Source organism: Nocardia araoensis NBRC 100135 (genome assembly GCF_000308435.1).
GTDB lineage: Bacteria > Actinomycetota > Actinomycetes > Mycobacteriales > Mycobacteriaceae > Nocardia > Nocardia araoensis.
The window spans coordinates 1-22,367 of the sequence record NZ_BAFR01000022.1 but is presented as its reverse complement, the minus strand read 5'-3'; the positions used below and the strand labels follow the sequence as shown (position 1 = coordinate 22,367).

The 22,367-nt window shown below is 66.6% G+C and carries 18 protein-coding genes and 1 tRNA gene; 10 read left to right on the top strand and 9 right to left on the bottom strand.

What is annotated here, in order from left to right; translation table 11 throughout:
* Positions 1-72: 72 nt before the first annotated feature.
* On the bottom strand, positions 73-1,023 hold the full coding sequence (locus ON21_RS03650; protein ID WP_039795271.1) for a cation diffusion facilitator family transporter: 951 nt from the start codon (positions 1,021-1,023) through the stop codon (positions 73-75).
* 512 nt (positions 1,024-1,535) lie between these two features.
* Here ON21_RS03650 and ON21_RS03645 point away from each other — a divergent pair.
* The 4 genes from ON21_RS03645 (at position 1,536) to ON21_RS03630 (ending at position 5,311) form a co-directional block, all read left to right on the top strand.
* Entirely contained in the window at positions 1,536-2,678 is a 1,143-nt protein-coding gene (locus ON21_RS03645) for an acyl-CoA dehydrogenase family protein (protein ID WP_039795269.1), read from the top strand.
* Positions 2,679-2,758: 80 nt separating this feature from the next.
* Positions 2,759-4,231, top strand: coding sequence for a flavin-containing monooxygenase (locus tag ON21_RS03640; RefSeq protein WP_039795267.1), 1,473 nt, complete (start codon positions 2,759-2,761; stop codon positions 4,229-4,231).
* Positions 4,232-4,305: 74 nt separating this feature from the next.
* On the top strand, positions 4,306-5,136 hold the full coding sequence (locus tag ON21_RS03635; protein WP_039795264.1) for a hypothetical protein: 831 nt from the start codon (positions 4,306-4,308) through the stop codon (positions 5,134-5,136).
* 102 nt (positions 5,137-5,238) lie between these two features.
* A tRNA-Arg gene (locus tag ON21_RS03630) sits at positions 5,239-5,311 on the top strand.
* Positions 5,312-5,924: 613 nt separating this feature from the next.
* On the opposite strand, the gene ON21_RS03625 is transcribed toward ON21_RS03630, so the two are convergent.
* On the bottom strand, positions 5,925-7,781 hold the full coding sequence (locus ON21_RS03625; RefSeq protein WP_245562450.1) for a polyprenyl synthetase family protein: 1,857 nt from the start codon (positions 7,779-7,781) through the stop codon (positions 5,925-5,927).
* Between the two features lie 433 nt (positions 7,782-8,214).
* On the opposite strand from ON21_RS03625, the gene ON21_RS03620 reads away from it, so the two are divergent.
* Together ON21_RS03620 and ON21_RS03615 are read left to right on the top strand one after the other, a co-directional pair.
* Positions 8,215-8,823, top strand: a complete 609-nt coding sequence (locus tag ON21_RS03620) for an ABC transporter ATP-binding protein (protein WP_245562449.1) — start codon at positions 8,215-8,217, stop codon at positions 8,821-8,823.
* A complete protein-coding gene (locus tag ON21_RS03615; RefSeq protein WP_051020290.1) occupies positions 8,820-9,668 on the top strand; it encodes an ABC transporter permease in 849 nt (282 codons plus the stop codon). The genes ON21_RS03620 and ON21_RS03615 overlap by 4 nt, the downstream gene beginning before the upstream one ends.
* A gap of 28 nt (positions 9,669-9,696) precedes the next feature.
* Here ON21_RS03615 and ON21_RS03610 read toward each other — a convergent pair whose 3' ends face one another.
* Together ON21_RS03610 and uppS are read right to left on the bottom strand one after the other, a co-directional pair.
* Positions 9,697-10,686 (bottom strand): terpene synthase family protein, encoded by a 990-nt coding sequence (locus tag ON21_RS03610; RefSeq protein ID WP_157170696.1) that lies wholly within the window; start codon positions 10,684-10,686, stop codon positions 9,697-9,699.
* Between the two features lie 49 nt (positions 10,687-10,735).
* The gene (gene uppS / locus ON21_RS36460; RefSeq protein ID WP_039795260.1) at positions 10,736-11,488 is read right to left on the bottom strand and encodes a polyprenyl diphosphate synthase; all 753 of its coding nucleotides are present in this window, start codon (positions 11,486-11,488) and stop codon (positions 10,736-10,738) included.
* Between the two features lie 1,673 nt (positions 11,489-13,161).
* On the opposite strand from uppS, the gene ON21_RS03595 reads away from it, so the two are divergent.
* Positions 13,162-13,419: a hypothetical protein gene (locus ON21_RS03595; protein ID WP_039795257.1), complete on the top strand. Its 258-nt coding sequence runs from the start codon at positions 13,162-13,164 to the stop codon at positions 13,417-13,419.
* A gap of 164 nt (positions 13,420-13,583) precedes the next feature.
* Here the strand turns inward: ON21_RS03595 and ON21_RS03590 are convergent, their stop codons facing one another.
* The gene (locus ON21_RS03590) at positions 13,584-14,585 is read right to left on the bottom strand and encodes a helix-turn-helix transcriptional regulator (RefSeq protein WP_039795255.1); all 1,002 of its coding nucleotides are present in this window, start codon (positions 14,583-14,585) and stop codon (positions 13,584-13,586) included.
* 93 nt (positions 14,586-14,678) lie between these two features.
* Here ON21_RS03590 and ON21_RS03585 point away from each other — a divergent pair, with 93 nt between their 5' ends.
* Positions 14,679-15,521: an NmrA family NAD(P)-binding protein gene (locus tag ON21_RS03585; RefSeq protein ID WP_039795253.1), complete on the top strand. Its 843-nt coding sequence runs from the start codon at positions 14,679-14,681 to the stop codon at positions 15,519-15,521.
* Positions 15,522-15,622: 101 nt separating this feature from the next.
* On the opposite strand, the gene ON21_RS39190 is transcribed toward ON21_RS03585, so the two are convergent.
* Entirely contained in the window at positions 15,623-15,895 is a 273-nt protein-coding gene (locus tag ON21_RS39190; RefSeq protein ID WP_169332666.1) for a hypothetical protein, read from the bottom strand.
* Positions 15,896-16,215: 320 nt separating this feature from the next.
* On the opposite strand from ON21_RS39190, the gene ON21_RS03575 reads away from it, so the two are divergent.
* Positions 16,216-16,689 (top strand): NAD(P)/FAD-dependent oxidoreductase, encoded by a 474-nt coding sequence (locus tag ON21_RS03575; RefSeq protein ID WP_174372120.1) that lies wholly within the window; start codon positions 16,216-16,218, stop codon positions 16,687-16,689.
* A gap of 157 nt (positions 16,690-16,846) precedes the next feature.
* On the opposite strand, the gene ON21_RS03570 is transcribed toward ON21_RS03575, so the two are convergent.
* From ON21_RS03570 to ON21_RS03560, 3 genes are read right to left on the bottom strand one after another with little or no spacing between them, the layout of a single operon-like run.
* Positions 16,847-17,659 (bottom strand): class I SAM-dependent methyltransferase, encoded by an 813-nt coding sequence (locus ON21_RS03570; RefSeq protein WP_039795249.1) that lies wholly within the window; start codon positions 17,657-17,659, stop codon positions 16,847-16,849.
* 9 nt (positions 17,660-17,668) lie between these two features.
* Complete coding sequence (locus ON21_RS03565; protein WP_039795288.1) at positions 17,669-18,124, bottom strand: GbsR/MarR family transcriptional regulator; 456 nt, start codon at positions 18,122-18,124, stop codon at positions 17,669-17,671.
* Between the two features lie 30 nt (positions 18,125-18,154).
* On the bottom strand, positions 18,155-19,096 hold the full coding sequence (locus ON21_RS03560) for an alpha/beta hydrolase (RefSeq protein ID WP_051020293.1): 942 nt from the start codon (positions 19,094-19,096) through the stop codon (positions 18,155-18,157).
* A gap of 183 nt (positions 19,097-19,279) precedes the next feature.
* Here ON21_RS03560 and ON21_RS03555 point away from each other — a divergent pair.
* Positions 19,280-22,367, top strand: a 3,088-nt coding sequence (locus ON21_RS03555) for an AfsR/SARP family transcriptional regulator (protein ID WP_169332665.1), incomplete at its 3' end; no start/stop codon positions are given.

Genomic DNA, 22,367 nt, shown 5'->3' with positions numbered 1-22,367 from the left:
GACCGTCCGCATCCATCCGATGGCATACGCCATCAGTTTCCGCAGGTCAGCTCTGCACCGGCCCTCGATGCCTCAGGTTCCAGCCGTTCCGTGGACCGCGATTTCGGTATGCGCCGGGTAGGCGTGCACCACGGCCGTATCGAGCTTGGGCACCACATGGGTGAGAGTGTGCTGAGCCTCGTGCGCGACGCGATGCGCGTCCGCGAGCGTGGTCGTCGGGGCGACGTCCAGTTCGACGTCGGCGTGCAGCCGGTGACCGATCCACCGCATCCGCAGGCTGCGCACGCCCTCCACGCCCGGCTCGGCGGCCAGCGCCCGCTCGGCCGCGATGACCATTCCCGGCTCGACGGCGTCCATCAAGCGGCGCAGCACGTCGCGTGCCGCGGTGCGCAGCACCGCGAGGATCGCGGCGGTGATGAGCAGTCCGACGATCGGGTCGGCGAGCGGGAAGCCGAGCGCCACTCCGCCCGCGCCGAGCAGCACGGCCAGCGAGGTGAACCCGTCGGTACGCGCGTGCAGACCGTCGGCGACCAGCGCCGCCGAGCCGATCCGGCGACCCACCCGGATCCGGTACAGCGCCACCGTCTCGTTCCCGGCGAACCCGATCAACCCCGCCGCGGCGACCCAGCCCAGATGCTGGAGCGGCACCGGATCGAGCAGCCTGCGCACCGCCTCGTACCCGGCGATCAACGCCGACAAGGCGATCATCGCGACGACGAAGAGGCCGGCGACGTCCTCCGCCCGGCCGAAGCCATAGGTATAGCGCCGAGTCGCGGCCTTGCGGCCGAGGGCGAACGCGATCCACAGCGGAACCGCGGTCAGCGCGTCGGAGAAGTTGTGCACGGTGTCCGCGGCCAGCGCCACCGAGCCGGACACCGCGACGATGCCCAGTTGCAGCGCCGCGGTGCACCCGAGCACGACCAGGCTGATCTTGACCGCCCGGATGCCGATCGCGCTGGACTCCAGCGCGTCGTCCATGCTGTCGGCGGCGTCGTGACTGTGCGGAACGAAGATCTCCCGCATACGCAGATAGTAGGCCCGGCGGCACCAGCACTCCAGGCCGATGTGTCGGCGGCACCCCCTGCGTTGCCGCCGACACATCGGTCGACCCCGAGTCCCGACAGTCTTCTGTCTTAGTCGAGTGTGGCGTCGGTGCGCCAGGTGAGCGGAGCGATATCACCCGAATGAGACAAACCATTCGGCACGACATTCCCGCGATCTGGACACAAACCGGACGCAACAGCGATGACCTGCACCGACAAGGAGGCGGCGCAGCGAGGTTCACGCGCACCTGCGCACACAGCTGCACGTGCAGCACGGGCGTCCGGCACTCGATCGCGCTCCGCCTGCGGGTGTCGCTCCGTTCGGATCATTCTGCACCGGACTCGTCGCGTCCGCCGCGATCGGCGTCCGGACCGTGATGTCCCCGCCACGCGGCTTCGCCGACCGGCTGTCGATCGAGCATGCGGACACCCGACGACGCCCGGTTACTGTGAATCACGAGAGACGCACCGAGCGACCGTGGAGTAGACGACATGCCAGTGGACCGAATGCTGCCCACCCCCGAGGCCAGGGACCTGCTGGAGCTGACCCGCGACATCGCCGACAAGGTGCTCGAACCGCGCGTGGCCGAGTGCGAGAAGACCGGGATCTTCCCCGATGGCGTCTTCCCCGCGCTGGGCGCCGCAGGGCTGCTCAGCCTGCCGTATCCCGAGGAGTACGGCGGCGGCGCGCAGCCCTACGAGGTGTACCTCCAGGTGCTCGAGGAACTCGCCGCCCGCTGGGCGGCCGTCGCCGTGGCCGTCAGCGTGCACAGCCTGTCCTGCCATCCGTTGTTCACCTTCGGCACCGAGGAGCAGAAGCAACGCTGGCTGGCCGACATGCTCTCCGGCGAGACCGTCGGCGCCTACAGCCTGTCCGAGCCGCACGCCGGTTCCGACGCGGCCGCGCTGCGCTGCCGCGCCACCCCGGTCGACGGCGGCTACCGGATCACCGGAGCCAAGGCCTGGATCACCAACGGTGGCCGAGCCGACTTCTACACCCTGTTCGCCCGCACCGGCGAAGGTTCCCGCGGCATCTCCTGCTTCCTGGTCCCCAGCGACACCGAGGGACTCAGCTTCGGCAAGCCCGAAGAGAAGATGGGCTTGCGCGCCGTGCCCACCACCACCGCCGCCTATGACGACGCGTTCCTGCCCGCCGAACGTCGCGTCGGCGCGGAGGGGCAGGGGCTCTCGATCGCCTTCAGCGCCTTGGATTCCGGCCGACTCGGCATCGCCGCGGTCGCCACCGGTCTGGCGCAGCGTGCCCTCGACGAGGCCGTCGCGTACGCCAAGGAGCGGGAAGCGTTCGGCCGCCACATCATCGACCACCAGGGGCTGGGTTTCGTCCTCGCCGACATGGCCGCCGCGGTCGACTCCGCCCGCGCCACCTACCTCGACGCCGCCCGCCGCCGCGACGCGGGACTGCCGTACTCGCGCCAGGCCAGCGTGGCCAAGCTCGTCGCCACCGACGCCGCCATGAAGGTCACCACCGACGCGGTCCAGGTCTTCGGCGGCTACGGCTATACCCAGGACTTCCCGGTCGAGCGCTACATGCGCGAAGCCAAGGTGATGCAGATCTTCGAGGGCACCAACCAGATCCAGCGTCTGGTCATCGCACGCCAGCTCGCCGGGAACTGATGCCCCTGGTGGCCGGAAATGCCGATTGAATGACCGCGGATGTCTTCGGACCTGCGGATACCGGCTCGTACCCTGTAAGGATGACGACGCCGTCCATCATCATCATCGGCGCCGGATTCGGTGGGCTCGGCATCGCGCTGGAGCTGCGGCGGGCCGGGCTGGACACCTTCACCATTCTGGAGCGCGCCACCGACCTCGGCGGCGTCTGGCGGGAGAACACCTATCCCGGCGCGGCCTGCGACGTGCCTTCCCCGCTGTACTCCTGGTCCTATGCGCCGAAATCCGATTGGCCACGGCGTTTCTCCGAACAGCGCGACATCCACGAATACATGCAGGGCGTCGCCGACCGGCACGGACTGCGACGCTTCATCCGCTTCGGCACCGAGGTGACCGACGCGGAGTTCGACGAGCGCACCGGCCAGTGGACCGTCCGCACGGCCGACGGGACGCAACTGACCGCCGACATCCTGGTCCCGGCGGTCGGCCAGCTCTCCCGCCCGGCCCTGCCGAACATTCCCGGCATCGACACCTTCACCGGTCCGGCCTTCCACTCCGCCGAGTGGGATCACACCGTCGACCTGACCGGCAAGCGCATCGCTTGCATCGGCACCGGGGCCAGCGCGATCCAATACATCCCGCGCATCCAGCCTGCCGCGGGCCACCTCACCCTGTTCCAGCGCTCCGCCGCCTGGGTGCTGCCGAAGCCCGATGTCGAGTACAGCGGCCTGCACCACGCGCTGTTCAAGCACTTCCCGCCCAGCCGCCTCGCCGAGCGCTTCGCCATCTGGTCCTTCTTCGAATTGCTCGCCCTCGGCCTGACCGACATCCCGGCGATCAAGAGCCCCGTGATCGCGTTAGCCGACCGGCACCGGGAAAAGCAGGTGCCCGACGCCGAGCTGCGCGCGAAACTGACTCCCGACTACGCGGCGGGATGCAAACGCGGACTGTTCTCCAACGAGTACTTCCCCGCGCTGGCGCAGCCGAACGTCACCGTGGAGACCACCGCCATCGAGTCGATCACGCCGACCGGAATCCGCACCGCCGACGGCGTCGAGCACGAGGTCGACGTCATCATCTTCGGCACCGGCTTCAAAGGCACCGAGTTCTTGGCGCCGATGAACATCTACGGCCTCGGCGGACGCAAGCTGGCCGACGTCTGGGGCGACGAAGGAGCCCGCGCGTACCTCGGCGTGTCGGTACCCCAGTTCCCCAACCTGTTCATGATGTACGGCCCGAACACCAACGTCGGCTCCGGCTCCATCATCTACATGCTCGAATCCCAGGCCCGCTACATCCGCCAGGTCGTGCAGTACCTGACCGATCGCCCCGGACGCTACCTCGCGGCCCGCCCCGCTGCCGAGCAACACTGGGACGACTGGTTGCAGGACCGGTTGAAGGACACCCCCTGGAACTTCTGCTCCAGCTGGTACCGCAACGCCTCCGGCCGCATCACCAACAACTGGCCCGGCGCCACCCTGCTCTATCGCTGGAAGACCAGGAGTTTCGACCCCGCCGACTACGACGAGGCCCAGGCATCCGCCGCGACGCCGTGACCCGCACACTCAGCGAGACCTCAGCAAGCCGACAGTAAACTGGCCTTGTCCGAGATCTCGCGGAAGAGGTGCCCATGTTTTGGCTGCTCATCGCCTTAATACTCGGCGCGCTGATCGTCCTACTGATATGGCAGTCACAACAGAGCGAACAGCGTAGAGCCACCGAGCTGGCCGACGCGCTCGCCGAAGCCAGGCAAGTGAACGAACGACTGGGCGGCCAGGTCTACAGCCTCTCCGGCAGCAACGACGCCGCCACGCAGGCACTCGCCGACGCCTCCGAACGGCATCTCGCGGCCGGCTCGCAACTCGACCAGGCCCGCACGCCCACCCAGGCACGCCTGGCGAAGCAGACCGCCCTCGAAGGCCTCTACTACATCAAGGCCGCACGGACCGCGATGAATATGGACCCGGGCCCGGCGATCCCCGGACTCGACGGCCAGGACACCGCCGGGCAGGTGACCGAGAAGCGCGTGGTCGAATACCAGGGCAGGCAGATCGCGGCCGCACCCGAACCCTCGTCATCGACGCCGAACTACTACCCCGGCGGCCGCGTGGCCGGACGCCCGGTACCCGCCGGCTGGTACTCCGAGCCCTGGTGGAAACCCGCGATGGTCGCAGGCGCCTGGGGCCTCGGCTCGGCCCTGCTGTTCACCTCCCTGTTCTCCGGGATGTCCGGAGTGGGCTACGACGCCCACGGCTTCGAGAGCGGCTACGGCGAAGGCTTCCAAGACGGCCTGGCCGCGGGCGACGGCGGCTACGACCAGGGTGGGGACTACTCCGGCGGCTATGACGGCGGGGGCTATGACGGCGGGTCCGACGGCGGCGGCTATGACAGCGGGTTCGACGGCGGCGGCTATGACGGCGGAGGGTTCGACGGCGGAGGGTTCGACGGCGGCGGCTTCTGATGATCATCGCCGACCGATGCCCGTGCGACAGCGATGCGGACTCCGAGCCCGATACCCGGTAGACTGCGAACGTCCCGGGCGGGCACAGAGCCCACCCAGCAAGCCTTCGTAGCTCAGGGGATAGAGCACCGCTCTCCTAAAGCGGGTGTCGCAGGTTCGAATCCTGCCGAGGGCACCTTTACTTTGTCATTTCTTTCCGATGGCGGACCTTTACCGACGGGACGCGCCAAGCGGACATATGTTGGGGTTCGCGCCCGGCAAACTCGCGACATCGGACTGCGCACCGACTGCTCAGGACCTCACTTGTCGCCCTGCGCGGCGGGTAGCTCAACCGAGAACGAACCGGTGGACTCGAATGATCACGCAACGCTGCACGACCGAACTCGATGATCGCAATGGTGCTGTCGGAGTCGACCGGGTCCTCTTCACTCACGGTCAGCGTGACCATGCCGTAAGCGGTCTCGTGCGTAATTTTCGTTGTGAGTCAGGTCCGCGCTGTCGGGTCGCCGAGGCGGCCGCGTTCGGTATCGAGTACGTGTTGGGGCGGTCCTGCGGTGCGGTGTGCATCCCACCGGGGACGAAGGCCTTGACTCCGATCTATCGGTGTCCGTCACTGCGAACAGGGTCGCGTCCTCGTATAGCCGAATGGAGTGCCGATGACTTTTGCGATCGCCGAATAGGTAACAGCAGCCACGGGAAACGGCCCGCGGCCCGCTGATGCCGGACTCCAGACCGCCGAGTTCGCATCAGCCGTGAGCCGTCTACGGCTCACTTGCGTGCCAAGTCCGTCACGGAGCCGGTTCGGCTGCCGGGTAGTGGTAGACCTCGCGGCGCAAGCGTTCCAAGTCCGGCGCTGCGGAGGACGCGGGCCTTGTGTACCGATCGGTCTGATGCGCCCCGAGCACGGCGATCCTGAAGTTCTCGTAGTGCGATATGCACTCCTTCCTTCGGCCGGATAGACCGGGAAGCACGCGCAGAATCGCGGGGAGGTGACGGATCACCCCGTCGATCCTGGCGCGTAGCTCGGTCACCTCGCGCTGCACCTGCTCGATCGCCTCGCGGCGAGTGCACCCGGTCTCATGCCGGATCGTCCTGACCAGGTTGTAAGGAATATGGTCGGCCTCGTCCCGATCCAGCGACACCAAATCGTTCTCCATAAAGCCCACCCGGCAGAGAAGTCCCTCGAGACGGCGGATCACCGGGTGGTTGCGCAGTATCGCCGGCAGTTCCCAGTCCTGGTACACCTCCGTCACGGCGATAGCGATCTCGAAGCCACCGGTCGATATCCGCAGCGGCAGCCAGTCCGCCGTGGCGGGGATATAGCGGTTGATGCGATCGTGCGCCTCGCGTTCGCAGGCTTCGAACCACGCCTCGACGGTTCCCAGGAACCGCTGCTGCCACTCGAGTGTGCGGCCCTCGCGCAGGCGCGGCCACACACTCGCCCACGCCGTCGCGATCGCGCCAGACCGCCACGGTGCCTGCGGATCCTGGCGCAGCACAGCCACTAGCCCACGCCGCAGCGCGGTAACAGCTCCCGGGTCCCTCAACTGTGGATCCTCGAACAGGTCGTCCCACACAGCCATCAGCACGCCCATGCCGACGACAGCCTGTTCACGAGCCGCATCCGCCGGGGCCGAGAGTTGTACCGGCACCCCGACCACTCCTGCCCACCAGCGGTTGTGGTCGAACTCGGCCGGGGTGACGATGAGGCCGATGTCGGCCACCCAGTTCCTCAGCCATGACATGGCCTGCGGTGAAACCGACCCGCCGGCCTGGGATGGCGGCGTCGATGGCATTGAAACGGCGGGGTGGGAAATTCGCCGATCAAGTACCGACTGGGCATAACCGGTCATCGCATGGCGAACGCGAGGATCGACGGGCAGACCGGCAAGCTGATCCTGAGCCCGGTCGATCAATTCGTCGGCGACCGCCCGTGCCTGGTCCACGGCGCCCGAGGCGATCACGAGCTCACGGGCACGTGCGGCTTGCTCGCGCGTCACTCGCCGGCCGAGCCGACTGGCGAGATGTCGGTCGCGAGCGGCCGCACGGATCACGGGCAAGGTGTAGATGCCCTCGAACAGATCCGTATTGACCGGCTTGCCCATCTCTTCGGCGGTCGCGGTCAAATCGAGGATGTCGTCGCACAACTGGTAGGCCAGCCCGAAGTATCGACCGAATTCGGCCAATGCCTCCACGTGTTCCTCCGAACAGCCGGTCTGCATCGCACCGACCCGGCACGCCAACGACAGCAACGCCGCTGTCTTACCACCGATCGACTCCATGTAGGACTGCTCACTGCGCGAGGCCACATACTGGTCGGCGGCCTCCAGCACCATGCCCGCGCACATCTGCTCACTCACGATCGCCGCCGCGGAGACTTCGCGATGGCCGAGTTCGATCAGCATGCGCGTGCCCGAGGTCGTCACGCAGTCCCCAGCCAGCACGGCCATGTGCGAACCCCACACCGCGTTGGCGCTGGGGCGACCACGGCGCTGGTCCGCGTGATCGATGACGTCGTCGTGATACAGCGACCCCAAATGCAACAACTCCACCCCGGCAGCGGCGCGCACCGCCCGCTCGTCTGCCGGGTCCGCGGGATCGGTGAGCAGGTAGTACGACAGCAACGTCAACGTCGGACGCACCATCCGGCGAGACGTCGCAGGCCCCTCGTCGGTGAGCGCGGTCAGCTCGGGGCGGCCTCGAAACTGCACGGGCCCGAGAACGTCACGGACACGGTCCAGATCCGCATCCAGATGCGGGAGAACAGCGGAATCGACCCCACGAGACACACGCACGCTCCTGACTGGCGGCACAGACCATCTACACCGTTGACGCCGTCGCCATTTGACACCATGACGCGGCAAATATGTTGCTATCAGAGAATTTTGGCACCACGGTCACAGCTGTTACTACCGATGGCGATCCTGTCTCACCTCGAGCATGTCCCGCACCTGGACGGTGGCTGCACCGCCGGAGGCGTGCGCGGCGCGAATCAGCTTTCCTGGCCGATACTTTCGTCAACGATTGCTAGCATCCCTACCGCAGCCGGGCCATGACATCGGCGGTAGGCAAGGGGCGATGATGGAAGTGGAGAACATCCACCACTCCTACGGCAGACGGTCGGTGCTGCGCGGCATCGACTTCGCGCTGCCCGCCGGGACGCTGGTGGGCATCGTCGGTGAGAACGGGACGGGGAAGTCGACGTTGCTGAAGGTCCTCTCCGGAGAGCTGCGCCCGGACCGGGGAACGATCCGGCACCGTGGCCGGTTCGGTTACTGCCCGCAGCAGGTCGTCCTCAACGACGCGTTCACCGTTCGCCAGCACCTGGACTTCTTCGCCGCCGCCTATGCCGTTCCGGACCTGCGGCGGGCCGAGGAGACCATGGAGATCCTCCGGTTCTCCGAGTACACCGGTGAGCGGGTCGCGACGCTGAGCGGCGGCACCCGGCAGAAGCTCAACCTGACGCTGGCGGTGATGCACGACCCGCAGGTGCTGCTGCTCGACGAGCCGTACCAAGGTTTCGACTGGGAGACCTATCTGCGTTTCTGGGACCTGGTCACGGCATTCCGTGACACCGGCCGCTCGGTCCTGGTCGTCTCGCATCTGGCCCACGACACCGACAAGCTGGATGAGGTGTGGCGGTTGCACGACGGCGTCCTGCACAGCGCGCAGGAGCAAGTCGGATGAGCAACGGTGTTCGACTGTTCCTGATCGCCACCCGCTACGGCATCATCGAGCACGCGCGCAACCGGTTCGCCATGGTGCTGGTGGCCGCCTTCGTCCCCATACTGATCACCCTGGCGCGCGTGGCCGTCACCGACATCGAGGTACCGTTCCGGCTCCGCGACACCGGACTCGTACTGCGCGCCAACGGCAACCAGCTCGCCCAGATCAGCGCCGCCATCATGGGGGTCACCCTGATCATCGGGTTCATGATGTTCGCGGCGACCTTCTCCAGCGGTGCATTCGACCGGCGACTGTCGATGGCCGGATATCCCCGAGTCGCGCTGGCTCTGGCGAAGATCGCCTGCCTGGTCGTGGCCTCGCTTGTGGTGTGCTCCTACGCCACCGCAGTCATCTGCTGCTACTGGTCGCCTCGGCAACCTGTCCTGCTCGCCGCGGCGCTTTTCGGCGCGGCGATGACCTACGGGGCGCTGGGTGTCGCCCTCGGCGCGCTGCTGCGCCGCGAGGTGGAGGGCATGTTCGCCATCGCGATGATCAGCTGCGTCGATATGGCGGTGCAGAACCCCATCGCCAGCGTCGGGGCAGACAGCGAACTCGTGCGCTGGCTGCCCTCCTACGGGGCAATGCAGGCCTCGACTGCGGCCGGTTTCTCCGATGCCACGCCATTCGCGGGCTTCGCCGTGCAACTGGCCTGGTTCGCCGCAAGCGCGCTGGCCGGACTGGTCGCTTTCCATCTGCGCACCCGCTCGTCTCTTCGGCCCAGGATGTGGATCCGCCTCCGCGGACCTCACATCCTCGGACCGCGTATTACCGGACCGACGGAGACCGGACAACCGGCGAAGCAGTGAGGGTCACCGTTGCGGACCCATAGAATAATCAGACCTTGCTGTCCTGGCCGGCATATCTCGGCGATTCTCGGTGATGTCGCACGTACATTCCCAATCCGTTCCGCGCTGTTTGTACGCTGAGGTCGACTGCCTCGCGCTCGCTGGCGGTGCTGTTTCTGTATACAGCGCTGCCTTTCAATGAACGTTCAGCTTCAATCAAATCAGTGACACGAGATTCGATCATATCAGCCACTTCATCGAATGCCTCTTCCAGCGAAAGGTCTTTCTCCGCCCGAACGACGTGTATCAAGTTCACTTCACCGGCTGCATCTTCCTTGTAATACGACGCCATGTCGTTCACCCAGGCTGCGATATCGGCCCAACTTTCGCGAAGATCGCACATTTCACTGCTCTCGTACAACTCGTCCGATAATTCGATCCGGAACATGAATTCACTTATATCGAACAGGAGGTATAACGCGACCGTATTTCGCCGCATCGAAATATACTCCTGACGACCCGGGACATGCCCCTCTCGCCGGTTGTCGAGTTCGATCCCCATGGCCAGAATACAGTCGAGAAAGTTTTGCCGCATTCGTCTCCGCCAGCTGGACGATTGCCTGGGGTAGATCCGCTGCAGACAATTGGCGAGAGCGGTTTCGAGTCCGGGTTCAGTTGTTTCGGCCTGCCCAGTTTCGAGTATTCGATCGAAGCGAGAAATATCGCTTTGGAGATCCTCCAGCGAGTCGTATTCATCGAACCCGATTCGATCGTCGATCAGGAAGCTCCATTCGCAAAGTATCGTAATCAATACCAGGTCATCGAGATCGGCGTCCGGAAACAGCTGACATAGAACTCTTACGCCGTCCACTCCGCGCAACCGCTCTTCTTGGGTAGCCGTGAGCGGCCCCACCCATTCTGTTCGCAATGACCGCGCTTTCTCACCGACCTGCTCCCAGAAGGGGCTGATGCGAGCACCCTCGATATAGGGATCCTCGAACGGCAAGCTCGGGACTTTCACTTTCCAATCAATGCTCATAAATATCTCCGAACTGATCATTTGAGGTGGCGAGTGTCTACCCGGGGCGCTATCGCAGCTGCGTATCCAATCTTTTATCGCCGTCGTCGACGGCTCCGAATTTTCGATCTCGTCGCTGATACTCATGGATGGCATCCAACAGATGATCAACGGTGAAATCCGGCCAGAGAGCAGGTGAGAACACCAGTTCGCTGTACGCGAGCTGCCAGAGTAGGAAGTTGGAGATCCTGCTCTCTCCTGATGTCCGGATCACGAGGTCCGGATCGGGCATATCCGGCGCATACAGGTACCGACTCACCAGCTCGCTATTCAGATCCGCAGCGGACACCCCATCCTCGATTATTTTGCCGATCGCATCGACAATTTCATTGCGGCCACTGTAATTATACGCGACGGTCAATGTCATTCCAGTGTTATTCTTCGTCGTCGATGTCGCATAGTCGATCGCTCTGCGTAGGGCACGCGGTATACGCATTTCCGCACGCCCGATCCATCGGATCCGAATGTTACGCGGACCACAATCGTCGAGCCAGCGATAGATGGCTCGTTCGATCGTACTCGCAATGAATCTGACCTCGATCTCGGGACGCTGCCAATTCTCCGCGGAAAACGCGTATACCGTGAACCATTCGATTCCCAGATCGGATGCGCTCAGTACGAGATCGCGGAACACTCGTGCACCCTCGCTGTGCCCGCCGATGCGAGAGCCGTTGCGCAGCAGTGCCCACCTTCCATTTCCATCCGGAATACAGGCGACATGCCGGGGAATATTAGCGGGGTCGAGAGGTGATCTACTCTGCATTGTGAACTCCGTGTCGAATCATGGGGTCGATACGAATGCGCTCGGCACACTCACAGCCACCCGGCGTGTTCGCCGGTGCTCAAGGGGCGCTGGACGTCGTTCGGGTGCGGAAGGCGAAACAATGCCGCGGAGCAGAACGCGATGATCCTCGGCAACCGGAACCCGAGATCGAGATCGCGGGGGCCAGTGAAAAAGCTGGCGGTCGTCGTGTAGGGCGAGGTGCCGTCGACACTTGTCTGCATGGTGTCGCTCTCCGGGAGGCCAGTCAGCGGCAGGATCTGTAGACTCGTTCGCGTCCGGAGAGCACCGCGAGACGGTACGGTCCGGCGGTTAACGCGGCGATCGCATGGTGTCCGCCACACGTCGGCAGCGCGGATAGCGCCAGCTCGCATCAGCGATCGCAACCGATCTCCCACCGAAGCCCGGTGCCATTGTGACGCAGTGGAATTCGTCTATCGCGCGCACGATCGCCGACTGCCGGTACACCGCCGCCTGCCCAGCGAACGGAATGACCTTGCCGTGCGGGCAACCTGTGCCCGTGCTCCGCGTTCTGGTGTCGACTGCCATCATCGGTCACCAGCCGGAACCGGAGTGAATACTCCCGTGGTCAGCTGTAACAACGGATCGGTACCGGCCAGAAGAGGATTCATCAACATCACAACCGACCTTGGTTCTCATGGCAAGCGACTGTCACGGTGGCGCGGCTCCGCTGCACCCTGGCAGGTCGGCGGTCGAAAGCCGTCTGTAGATGATCTTACTGATCCGCCCGTCGGGATGTCCCACGTTCTGGGGATTCGGGGCATAGACGGTAATCCGTTGTCCGCGAATCAGTCTCGGCATCCCGCTACGACGGCGCAGACCGCATCTCTGATGACATGATCGCTCGATCGGTACTCCGGTGATCCTGCTCAACGCCGGAAACAAGACGACCGCGAACACGATCGCCTCGATCACGGTCGCGTTGATGGAGAACCGAACCAGGCGGCGCTACAGCGCGATGCCGAGGTGAGCGTCGACGGGATCGAGAAACTGTGGACGGGGTCCGAGCCGCCGGAGTTCGGGTGGTGGTTGTGGTCATAGTGAGCCCGCCTGCGTCGCGCTCGGGATGTTCCGGCGCTAGGACCGAGCGCCGCCCGGCAGCCAAGTCCCACCCGAGATAGACCGGCCGGACGTCGCCGATCTCGTCAAGCAACGACGAGATGGCCTTTGCCACGGCCGCTGGAAATCTCCAGGATCAAGGCCAGCCGACCACCGTCGGGTTCCACCGAATACTCGGCAGCGAGGTGTCGGCCCGATACGACGGCACGACAGGATTTGGCGTGATCGCTTGGTCGCCGACGCGCTTCTCGTCGTAGCGACGGACATTGCGAATCAAGCATGCTCGAGATCGGCCGTTCGATTCCTGACCCACAAAGCAGCGAAGCGAACAGCCCACCACAGCTGATACTCGGCTCCGATCACTGGTCGTTCTCCCGAAACCGCAGGTCATTCCCGTTCCCGTGTTCGACACGGCCCGCTCTGGGCACGGCGCATACGGGAACGGTGAACCGATCCGTGCGGGCGCACCGCAATCGCGGCGAGGTTGGTCGCACCCGTGGTCGCTGCGGCGAAGGCAATCTCCGTGTGTTCGGCCAATTCTGTTTCGACATTGGCCAATTCAGATAGCGGAACCGATGACCACAGCATCGCTTGGGTGGGATACCCAACGCCGGAACGCCATCGGGCTGGCAGGTTTCACCGCCCTGGCCGATCTCGGCACCGGCAACCGCACCGGGGCAGTGCTGCGATCGGCCACCGCCAACGGCGAACGCTTCGTCGTCCTGCTGACAGCCGCAGGAATGCTACTGGGCATGCTCATCACCCTCACCCTCCGCCGCGCAGCCACGTCGACTGCGGTAATCGATCAGCGGTTGGTGAGCGTTGACCACTGAACATCCGCCCCGTCCGGTCGCGGTCCGCTGGCCGCGGGTGGACGGGAATGGATCGCCGTCAGACGGTGTACCCGCCGTCCACGGCGAGGGCGGTGCCGGTCACGCAGCGTCCGCGCCCGGCGCGAAGTGGATTCCTGTCGCCAACCGCGGGTAGAGCCTGGAACTCAGGACCCCGCTGCCGCCGTGAAGGCGGCGGCTCGGTCTCGCAGCAACGCGGCCAGCTCTGGCGAGTCGATCACTTCGAATGGCCAGCGCAACCAGAGCAGACCACCGGCCACCACTTCGAGGCGTGTGTCGACTATGCGCCAGTGCGTCCCGGGCTCGCCGGAGGAAACGGTGACGGATGAGAAGCCGGTGGCGAAGCCGCCCATGTATGCCTGGACCTGGTCGATCGGGGCATGGATGAGGATCGTGACGGCGTACTGGCGTGGCGGCGCTCCGAGTTCCGCGGCGAGGAACGCCGCCGGATCGCCGCCTGGAATTGGGCGTGCGGGGAACCGCAGTCCGGTCGGTTCGGCGCGAGTGATCCGGTCGACCCGCAGTGCGCGCCAGCCGCGGTCGAGGTCGCGGCCGATCAGGTACCACCGAGAGCCGCGCGGCACCAGGGCCGTCGGCTCGATTCGGCGGACCGAGTCGCTTCCTGCACCGGTTCCGGCGGTATTCATGTAGCGGATTCGAACCTGTTCGGAGTCTCGGCAGGCCAAGGCGACAACACCGAGGATTGCGGCGTCCAGCGGCGCCGGATATGCCCCGGGGGCATATCCAACGGCACCCCCGAGGGACACCGATGAGCGCAGCGCCCGCATGCGGGTGGTTACCGACGCGGGGAGGACCTGTTCGATTTTGGCCAGCGCGGTGAGGGCCAACTCGCCTCCGCCGGCTGACCCGTTCGCCGCTGACGAGGCGAGGGCAGCAGTGACCGCGACCGCCTCATCGGCGGTGAACACCAGCGGCGGGAGGTCGCTGCCGGTGGCGAGTTGGTAACCCCCGACCGGACCGCGTTGCGCGACGATCCGGTAGCCCAACCCGCGTAGCCGCTCGATGTCGCGCCGCAACGTCCGACCCGGGACGCCGAGCCGTTCGGCGAGCTCTCCACCCGGCCATGAGCGGCGGGTCTGCAGGAGCTCGAGTAGCCGCAACGCGCGTTCGACGGACGTGTTCTCCATCACACAACCTTCCCGGAATTGTGGACAGATTATGACCTGATCAACGAGCAGCATGAGCGTATCCACCACAGCCCACAGCAAAGGAACACAACGATGACCATCCTCGTCACCGGTGCGACAGGCGCCGTCGGCCGCCACCTCGTCACCACCCTCGTCGCCCGCGGCGCGTCGGTCCGCGCCCTGACTCGTAAGCCCGAGGACGCGAACCTGCCCGAGGGGGTCGAGGTCGTCGCGGGCGACCTCGCCGATGCCTCGACCCTCCGTCCGCAGGTGTTCGACGGCGTCGATCGGGCCTTCGTCTTTCCGGTGGACGGCGTCGACGTCTTCGTCGACGCCGCCGTGGCGGCAGGCGTGCACCGCTTCACGGTGCTTTCCTCGCTGGCAGCGGCGATGGAGTTCCCGCGTGACCGCGGCTCGGCCAGCCAGCTGCACCACAGCGCCGTCGAAGCCGCCGTCACCGACCGCACGGACGTCTGGACGATCCTGCGCCCCGGAACCTTCGCCAATAACCTGCTCTCCTGGGCATGGCAGATCCGCTCGGGCGCATCGATCCGGGCGCCGTATCTGGAATCCGCGCAAGCCCCGGTCCACGAATACGACATCGCTGAGGCCGGTGCCGAGACGTTGCTGTCCGACGACCACATCGGGGAAACGATCGCGATCACCGGCCCGCAGGCGCTCACGCGCACCGAACAGGTCGCCGCGATCGGTGCCGCGATCGGCCGTGAGATCCCGCTGGTCGAGATCACCCCCGACGAGTTCATCAGCGAGACAGCGCAGTTCATCCCCCAGCCGATCATGAAGATGCTGCTCGACTACTGGAGCGACACCGTCACCGTGCCCGACGTGGTACGTCCTGTCACCTCCGTGACCGGCAGGCCCGGGCGCACCCTGACCGAGTGGGCCACCGACCACCGAGCCGACTTCGGCGGCTGATTCGTCGTCAGTGCAGGCGTCGACCGTGCGATAGGAGACTCGACAACCGCTGGCCGACAGGCGAATTCACTTGTGGTTCGTTCCAACTGGGACAGTGTCGACTACGAATTGACCGGCCCGGCGCGTCTGGACATCGAAGGCCTGGCCGCCGAATACACCCTGGGACTGCACCGGCCGATTCGCGGCACCGACATTCCCCAGGAAACCTGGTACGAGAGGTCCTCGCGCCCCGAGGTCTGCCCGCGCACGTCGAGCAGCACCTGGCCACCGTGGCGCTGCTGCACCGCGCCGGACGCTACGACCGAGCCACCGACCACGTCGAGAAGATAACCGGACAGCCGCCATCCACGGTTGGACGGTATATAGCCGGACACTCGGAACAATTCTCCTAGATGGGGTGCGACGTCGTGCGGACGCTCGGCACGGTGACCACGTTCTCGGCCCGGGATTCAAGGGTGAGTTCCGAGTCGAATTCTCGGTTTGTTACGCCGACCGAGTGGGGGGCAGCGAATTACCAAGCACCACATACGCGTCAATGGCAGGCCCGCGCTGATCGTGGTGCGCAGGATCGCACCGTCGGCGTCGTGGTGCTGGAGGTGACCGCCGACGGCAGCTCCGACGTGCACACCCACGTCGACCCCGACCAGCCGGCGTTCGCCAATCGCCAGTGGGTCACCTACGCACGGGATTCGCCGTGCACCCGATCGCGGCCGCCAGCACGCTCACCGTTTCGGAGTCCGGGCGGATCGTCGTCGACGCCACCCAGCGCTCGGTCTCGCATCCGGATGTATACGCCATCGGCGATGCCGCGCATGCCGCGGGAGTGGGCGGCAGAACGTTGCGCATGGGCTGCGCCACCGCCTCCCCGATGGCCTGGCTGGGCGCCGATGCCATTGCCGCTCGGCTGACCGGACGTGCGGTTCCCGATGCCCCCATCGGCTACAACAGCCAGTGCATCAGCCTCGGTCGCCGCGATGCCATCGTGCAGAAGGTGACCAAGGAGGATCAGCCCACCTCCAAGGTCGACGTGGGTCGCAAGGCCGCCCGCGTGAAGGAGCTGATCTGCTCCATCGCGGCCTGGTGCGTGAAGCACCCGACCCTACTGGCGCCGGGCCGGCGTCGCCGGGTCGTCGCGACCGGCGCGGAGGCTTCGGTCGCGACGGTCTGAGCGCGTCCGGAACCAGCCCCGGTCCGCCCCCGGCCAGAACGGCTGGGGCGCCCGGGACACGGCAGACGATGGTGGAATGGCCTGCTCGGCGGCTCCGATGGCGATCCGGCCGCGGCCACGGCCCGAAGGGCTCGCTGTGATGTGCCGATGATGGTAATTAGAACCGGTAGCGGAGTATGCGGGTGCCTTGCCGGGACAGTGCGGTGCTGTGGCTCATGAGCCGTGTGGCGGCGCGCAGTGGCTGGGGAAAGTCGGCGACTTCCGGGGCACGGGTGAGTAGCCGCTCCTCGACCATGGTCAGGCCCGCGTTCCAGGTCTCGGGGTCGTGCGGGTCGTCGAAGCCCTGGGCGGCGGTGATGCCGATGGCCTTGATCGTCGGGTGGTACTTCATCGACCAGGCGGCGAAGCAGGTGTAGCCGTTGATGGCGAGTTCGCCGGTGTTGAAGTGCGCGGTCAACTCTCGGGTCATCCGCTGGAAGGTGTCGCCGGGCAGGAACGGCAGCAAGCCCTCGGCGACGATCATGGCAGGCCGGTCGCGAGGCAGCGGGTCGAGCCAGCCCGGTGTGGTCAGATCGGCGCCGATGCGCAGGGACCGGTCCGGAAGGAACTGGGGCCGCAGGTCGACGATGTCGGGGAAGTCGACGTCGTACCAGTCGACGCCGGCGGGCGGGTCGCAGCGGAGGACGCGCGTGTCGAGTCCGCAGCCGAGGTCGAGCACGACGGCGTCAGGGTGGTCGGCGACGAACGTCCGGACCGCATCGTCGAGTTTCTTGGCGCGAAGGGCGGTGCCGCAGACGAGGCTGGGCTTGACCGCGAGCTTGGCGAAGTCGTAGTCGATCAGGTCGGCGATGCCGGCGGAGTAGGTGTCGCCGAGGATCGGATGGGGAAGCTCGGTGTCCAGAGCCCTCGCGTAGAGGGTGAGCAGCATGGTTTCCCGGAGCGGGTCCAGGTTCAGTCGCAAGCGTTGCACGAGGAGTCCTCACGTTGTCGGGGGATTGCGGGCGGCGATGTCGCGCAGCCAGGTCAGGGACTGCTGGGCGGCGCGGATGCGTTCGGTGTGCGCCCCTGTGCCGCCGGCGAGTCTCATGCCCTCATCGGCGATGTCGCCGAAGGCGCCGAGGCTGTCGAGTTTGCGCTGGATCACCTTGTGCCAGGCGTCGTCCTCGATGCGGTAGTAGGTGGTGCGGTCACCTGGCACGCGAACCTTGCGGACCAGCCCGATGGCGGCGAGGAAACGCATGTTCGAGGTCAGCGAAGCGCGGCTGGCCTGGATCGTCTCGGCGATCTGGCCGGCGGAGCGCTCGGGCGGGTCACAGATCATCAGGAGGCCGAGGATGCGCCCGGTGATCGGCGCGAGCGCCCATTCCTCCACGCAGAACGTGGCCACCCGCTCGACCCACCGCAGCACCTCGTCCTGATTGTCCTGACTGGACATAGCGTCCTCCTCGCTCACTTGCCGGAGCCGTCACTGTGTCATGGCGGCAACCGACTCGCGGGTGGGCGTCGGGGTGACGGTGGCGAGCCGGGACTTGCGCAGGTAGCGGTCGAACCAGTCCACGGCCAGCGCCATCGCCTCGTCCAGGCCCGGACCGATGTAGAGGCCGAGGACGTCATAGGGCAGCACCTCCAGCCGCTTCGGCTCGCCGGCCCTGGCGAACGCGCTCTGTGCCTCCTCGAGCATGTGATACGGGTCCCATCCGCCGTTGGCGATCATCAACAGCGGGGTGGGCGCCAGGCGGTGGATGAGATCCTCGGGCGCGAAGGTGAGCAGGTGCTCGGTGGAGTCGAGCGTCTTCTCGTTGCGGTAGCTGGGGAACATCTCCGCAGCCAGGTCCGGCGTATCCCGCACGGTCTCCCCGTCCAGGCTCAGGTGCGGGACCCGGGCACTGGCCCCGCCCTCGTAGCGACGCTGCCAGTCCTCGTCCAGCCGGTCCCGCAGCGCCTGCACACCGGCGCGGCCGACCAACCGCTCCAGGTACCGCCACCCGTTCCACACGCTGGGGCTCTGCACCACGACACACTTCACGCGCCGGTCGAGCACCGCGGCCTGCACCGCGACCGAGCCACCGACGCTGACACCCCACAACCCGATCCGTGCCGTGTCCACCTCCGGTCGGCTCTGTAGGTAGGAGATCGCGCTGCGGAAGTCCTCCACCTGCCGCTGCGGATAGTCCTGGCCCCGAGGTTCGCCCTCGCTGGCCCCGACCGTGCGGTAGTCGATCGCCAGCACGGCGAACCCGGCGCGCACGAAGTGCGGCGCGAACACGGCCAGCGCCTCCTTGACCATCACCCCGCTGTGCCCCAGCACCAGACCGGGAACCGGGGCGTCCGCCTCCGGCACGTACAGGTCACCGGCGCACAAGGTGCCGAGACTGTTGAACATCACCTGCTCACGACGCGGAATCATCGCCGCCACACCTTCCATACGAGATTGAGCTAGTTGTTTCAGTCTCGACTGAAACAACTAGCTATGTCAACCCCGCGCTTCGGCCTGAGGCGGTTCGATAGCCGATGCGGCGAGGTCTCCGGTTCGCCCGAGTTGACGAGGGGGCAGGACGCCACTCAGGATCAATCCCGAGATGGACGATTCATGCTGGTAAGGCTCTTGGGCCCGGTGATGGTGGAGGCCGCGGACGGGACGAAGGCGTCGGTCGGGGGGCCTCGGGTGCGGGCATTGCTGGGGTTGCTGGCGCTCGAAGCCGGGCGAGTGGTGCCGACGGCGCGGCTGGTGGACGGAGTGTGGGGAGAGGACCCGCCTGCGGGGACCGGGAATGCGTTGCAGACCTTGGCGAGTCGGTTGCGCGCGGCGGCGCCGGGGGCGGTGCGGAATGACGGGGGCGGGTATGTGCTCGAACTCGCGCCCGAGGACGTCGACGTGCATCGGTTCACGCGTGAGGTCGAGGCGGGGCGGGAATCGCTGGCGGCCGGTGCGGCCGAACAAGCCATCGCGTGCTTCGATGCCGCGCTCGCGTTGTGGCGCGGGGAGCCGTTCATCGATGCGGGAGAATCGGAGGTATTGCGCGTCGCGGCTGTGCGATTGACCGAACAGCGGCTCGAGGCGGTGGAACTGCGAGCGGACGCCTTTCGAGCCCTGGGCCGAGGCGGCGAGGTAGTGGGCGAGCTCCGCACAGAGGTAGCCGCACACCCGTTCCGGGAAACGCTGGCCGCACGACTGGTGCGGGCGCTGGCGGCGGCGGGACGCACCTCCGAGGCGATACAACAGTTTCAACGAACCGAGACCCTGTTACTGGATGAGCTCGGCACGGCACCCGCCGAGGTGCTGCGCTCGGCACTGGCCGAGATTCACACGAGCGCACCCCGTAATCCCACAGTCGACGAACCAGCCGTCGAGACGACGCACGAATCGGGCCGAACGACCAGCGGGACGTCAAAGGTCTCCGCGCCGCTGCTGCCCAGGCGGTTCACCAGCTTCGTCGGACGCGGACGCGACGTGGAGGGAGTGCGACGGGCGCTGCGCGAGTCCCGGCTGGTGACATTGTCGGGTATCGCGGGCGTCGGGAAGACCCGGCTGGCCGCCGAGACGGTCGGGGCGCACGCGAACGACTGGGCGGACGGTTTCACTTTCGTCGAACTCGCCGCGCTCGAGCGGGAACGGCCCGACCGGCCGGCTGTGAACGCGGTCGGAGTGGCGATAGCGAACGCGCTCGCTCGGTTCGAGCGCCCCGACGAACTGTCCACGGAATGGGCCGATGTCCTGGAGCGGACGCTGTCCGGCCGCCGAATGCTGTTGGTACTCGACAACTGCGAGCATGTCGTGGAGGCGACCGCGCGCCTGATCGACGATCTGTTGCAGCGGCTGCCCCTGCTGCGCGTGCTCACCACGAGCCGGGAGCCGATCGGCGTGGACGGCGAGCGACTGTATCCGGTCCGGACCTTGGAACTGCCCGACGCCGACGCGGGTATCGTCACCGCCACCGCATCGCCCGCGGTCCGGCTGTTCATCGACCGCGCCACCTCGGCACTCCCGGATTTCGCGCTGTCCGAGCGCAATGCCGCTGATGTCCACGCCATCGTGCGCAGCCTGGACGGCATGCCGCTGGCTATCGAACTCGCCGCCGCTCGCCTGCGGAGCCTGCCGCTGCCGGACCTCAGCGCGCGGCTCGCCGACCGCTTCCGGCTGCTCACCAACAGCACTCGCCACGCGGTTGCCCGCCATCGCACCTTGCACGCGGCCGTCGCCTGGAGCTGGGGACTGCTGACCGATGCGGAAGCCGCGGCGGCCCGGCGTTTTTCGATTTTCGCGGGCGGCGCGACCTTGGACGCCGTCACCCGGGTGTGTGGTCCGGACGCCATCGACACGGTCACCTCACTGGTGACGAAGTCGTTGGTGGACTTCGATGGACAGCGCTATCGAATGGCCGAGACCATCCGAGCCTACGCGAAAGCGGAATCGACCGCCGCCGGTGATGCCGACGAAGTCGCCCGCATCCATGCCGACTGCTTCCTGGAATTCGCCGACGCTGCCGCCCACGGATTACGTACTGCTGAACAACCAGACTGGCTCGCGCGGCTGATCGCCGAACACGGCAATTGCGAAACCGCGTTGCGGTGGGCGCTGGACGTGGGCGACGGTGAGCGTGCGGTTCGCCTGTACGCGAATCTCGTCTGGTATTGGCTGCTGCGCGGTTTGCACGGCGAGATCTCCGAACGCCGCCGGGAGGTTCTTGCCCTGGTCGGCGACACACCGCCGCCGGGGTGCACCGGGGCCTATCTGGCCTGCCGGTACGCCGAGGAGCTGCCGGCGTACTTCACCAACATCTGGTGGGGCCAAATCCGGGATGACACGGGGCAGTTCGAGCGGTTGACTCGCGCGGCTCTCGCCGAGGACCGGCCGCCGCACCCGATGTTCGTGCTCATACTGGCGCTGCGTGACCTGCTCGGCGACGACGACAGCCTGTTGACCGCGTGCACCACCTCCGACGATCCATGGCTACGCGGGAATGCGCTGATAGCGCAAGGCTTCGACGAACTGGGCGGCGACCATCCGGCCCGCGCCCTGCCCACCCTGGAGGCGGCGCTGACCTGCCTGAGCGCGCACGGTGATCCCCGGTCACACAGCCGCGCCCTGATCTCCCTGGCCAGCTACCGGACTCGAATGCTCGGCCTGGACAGCGCCCGCCCGCTGATCGCGAGCGCGCTGGAACTGCTCAGCGCCGACCTGGGCGCCGGTGAGCGCATGGGCGTGCTGCTCTTCGCGGCGGAGATGCACCTGGTCGGCGGCGATGCCAACGGCGCGGCAACCTATATCGACCGCGCCGAGGCCCTGATCACCCCGCACATCATTCCCGCGCCCGGGCGCTTCCTGGCGGCGACGCAGGCGCACCTGGCCCACCTGCGCGGCGACAACGACCGCGCGTTGGAACTGTACCGGCGGATGTCCGAGCAGCCCCTCCCCGCCGGTCCGCCACCCGCCGGACGCCACGACACCGTCCGCTTCGTGAACCTGGTCTTCGTGAGCACCGCACACGCGGCGACCCTGGTCACGGCGGGGCGGCCGGACGACGCGCTGCGAGAGCTGGACATGCCCCGCGATCTGGCCGCCCAGACCTCGGCGGCGCTGCTGGCCGAGGTCGGTATCGGCTATGCCCTGGTTGCTCTGGCCAAGGGCGCCCCGGAGTGCGCGGCCCGCATTCTCGGCGCAACCGACCGGATCAACC

Excerpts from the sequence above, each read along its gene's own strand:
- ON21_RS03640 (WP_039795267.1), top strand. The coding sequence starts at position 2,759 with ATGACGACGCCGTCCATCATCATCATCGGCGCCGGATTCGGTGGGCTC.
- ON21_RS03565 (WP_039795288.1), bottom strand. The coding sequence starts at position 18,124 with ATGTCCAGTCAGGACAATCAGGACGAGGTGCTGCGGTGGGTCGAGCGG.
- ON21_RS03590 (WP_039795255.1), bottom strand. The coding sequence starts at position 14,585 with ATGGAGAACACGTCCGTCGAACGCGCGTTGCGGCTACTCGAGCTCCTG.
- ON21_RS03620 (WP_245562449.1), top strand. The coding sequence starts at position 8,215 with ATGATGGAAGTGGAGAACATCCACCACTCCTACGGCAGACGGTCGGTG.
- uppS (WP_039795260.1), bottom strand. The coding sequence starts at position 11,488 with ATGCAGAGTAGATCACCTCTCGACCCCGCTAATATTCCCCGGCATGTC.
- ON21_RS03585 (WP_039795253.1), top strand. The coding sequence starts at position 14,679 with ATGACCATCCTCGTCACCGGTGCGACAGGCGCCGTCGGCCGCCACCTC.
- ON21_RS03635 (WP_039795264.1), top strand. The coding sequence starts at position 4,306 with ATGTTTTGGCTGCTCATCGCCTTAATACTCGGCGCGCTGATCGTCCTA.
- ON21_RS03650 (WP_039795271.1), bottom strand. The coding sequence starts at position 1,023 with ATGCGGGAGATCTTCGTTCCGCACAGTCACGACGCCGCCGACAGCATG.
- ON21_RS03615 (WP_051020290.1), top strand. The coding sequence starts at position 8,820 with ATGAGCAACGGTGTTCGACTGTTCCTGATCGCCACCCGCTACGGCATC.
- ON21_RS03610 (WP_157170696.1), bottom strand. The coding sequence starts at position 10,686 with ATGAGCATTGATTGGAAAGTGAAAGTCCCGAGCTTGCCGTTCGAGGAT.
- ON21_RS03595 (WP_039795257.1), top strand. The coding sequence starts at position 13,162 with ATGACCACAGCATCGCTTGGGTGGGATACCCAACGCCGGAACGCCATC.
- ON21_RS03560 (WP_051020293.1), bottom strand. The coding sequence starts at position 19,096 with ATGATTCCGCGTCGTGAGCAGGTGATGTTCAACAGTCTCGGCACCTTG.
- ON21_RS03625 (WP_245562450.1), bottom strand. The coding sequence starts at position 7,781 with ATGGTGCGTCCGACGTTGACGTTGCTGTCGTACTACCTGCTCACCGAT.
- ON21_RS03645 (WP_039795269.1), top strand. The coding sequence starts at position 1,536 with ATGCCAGTGGACCGAATGCTGCCCACCCCCGAGGCCAGGGACCTGCTG.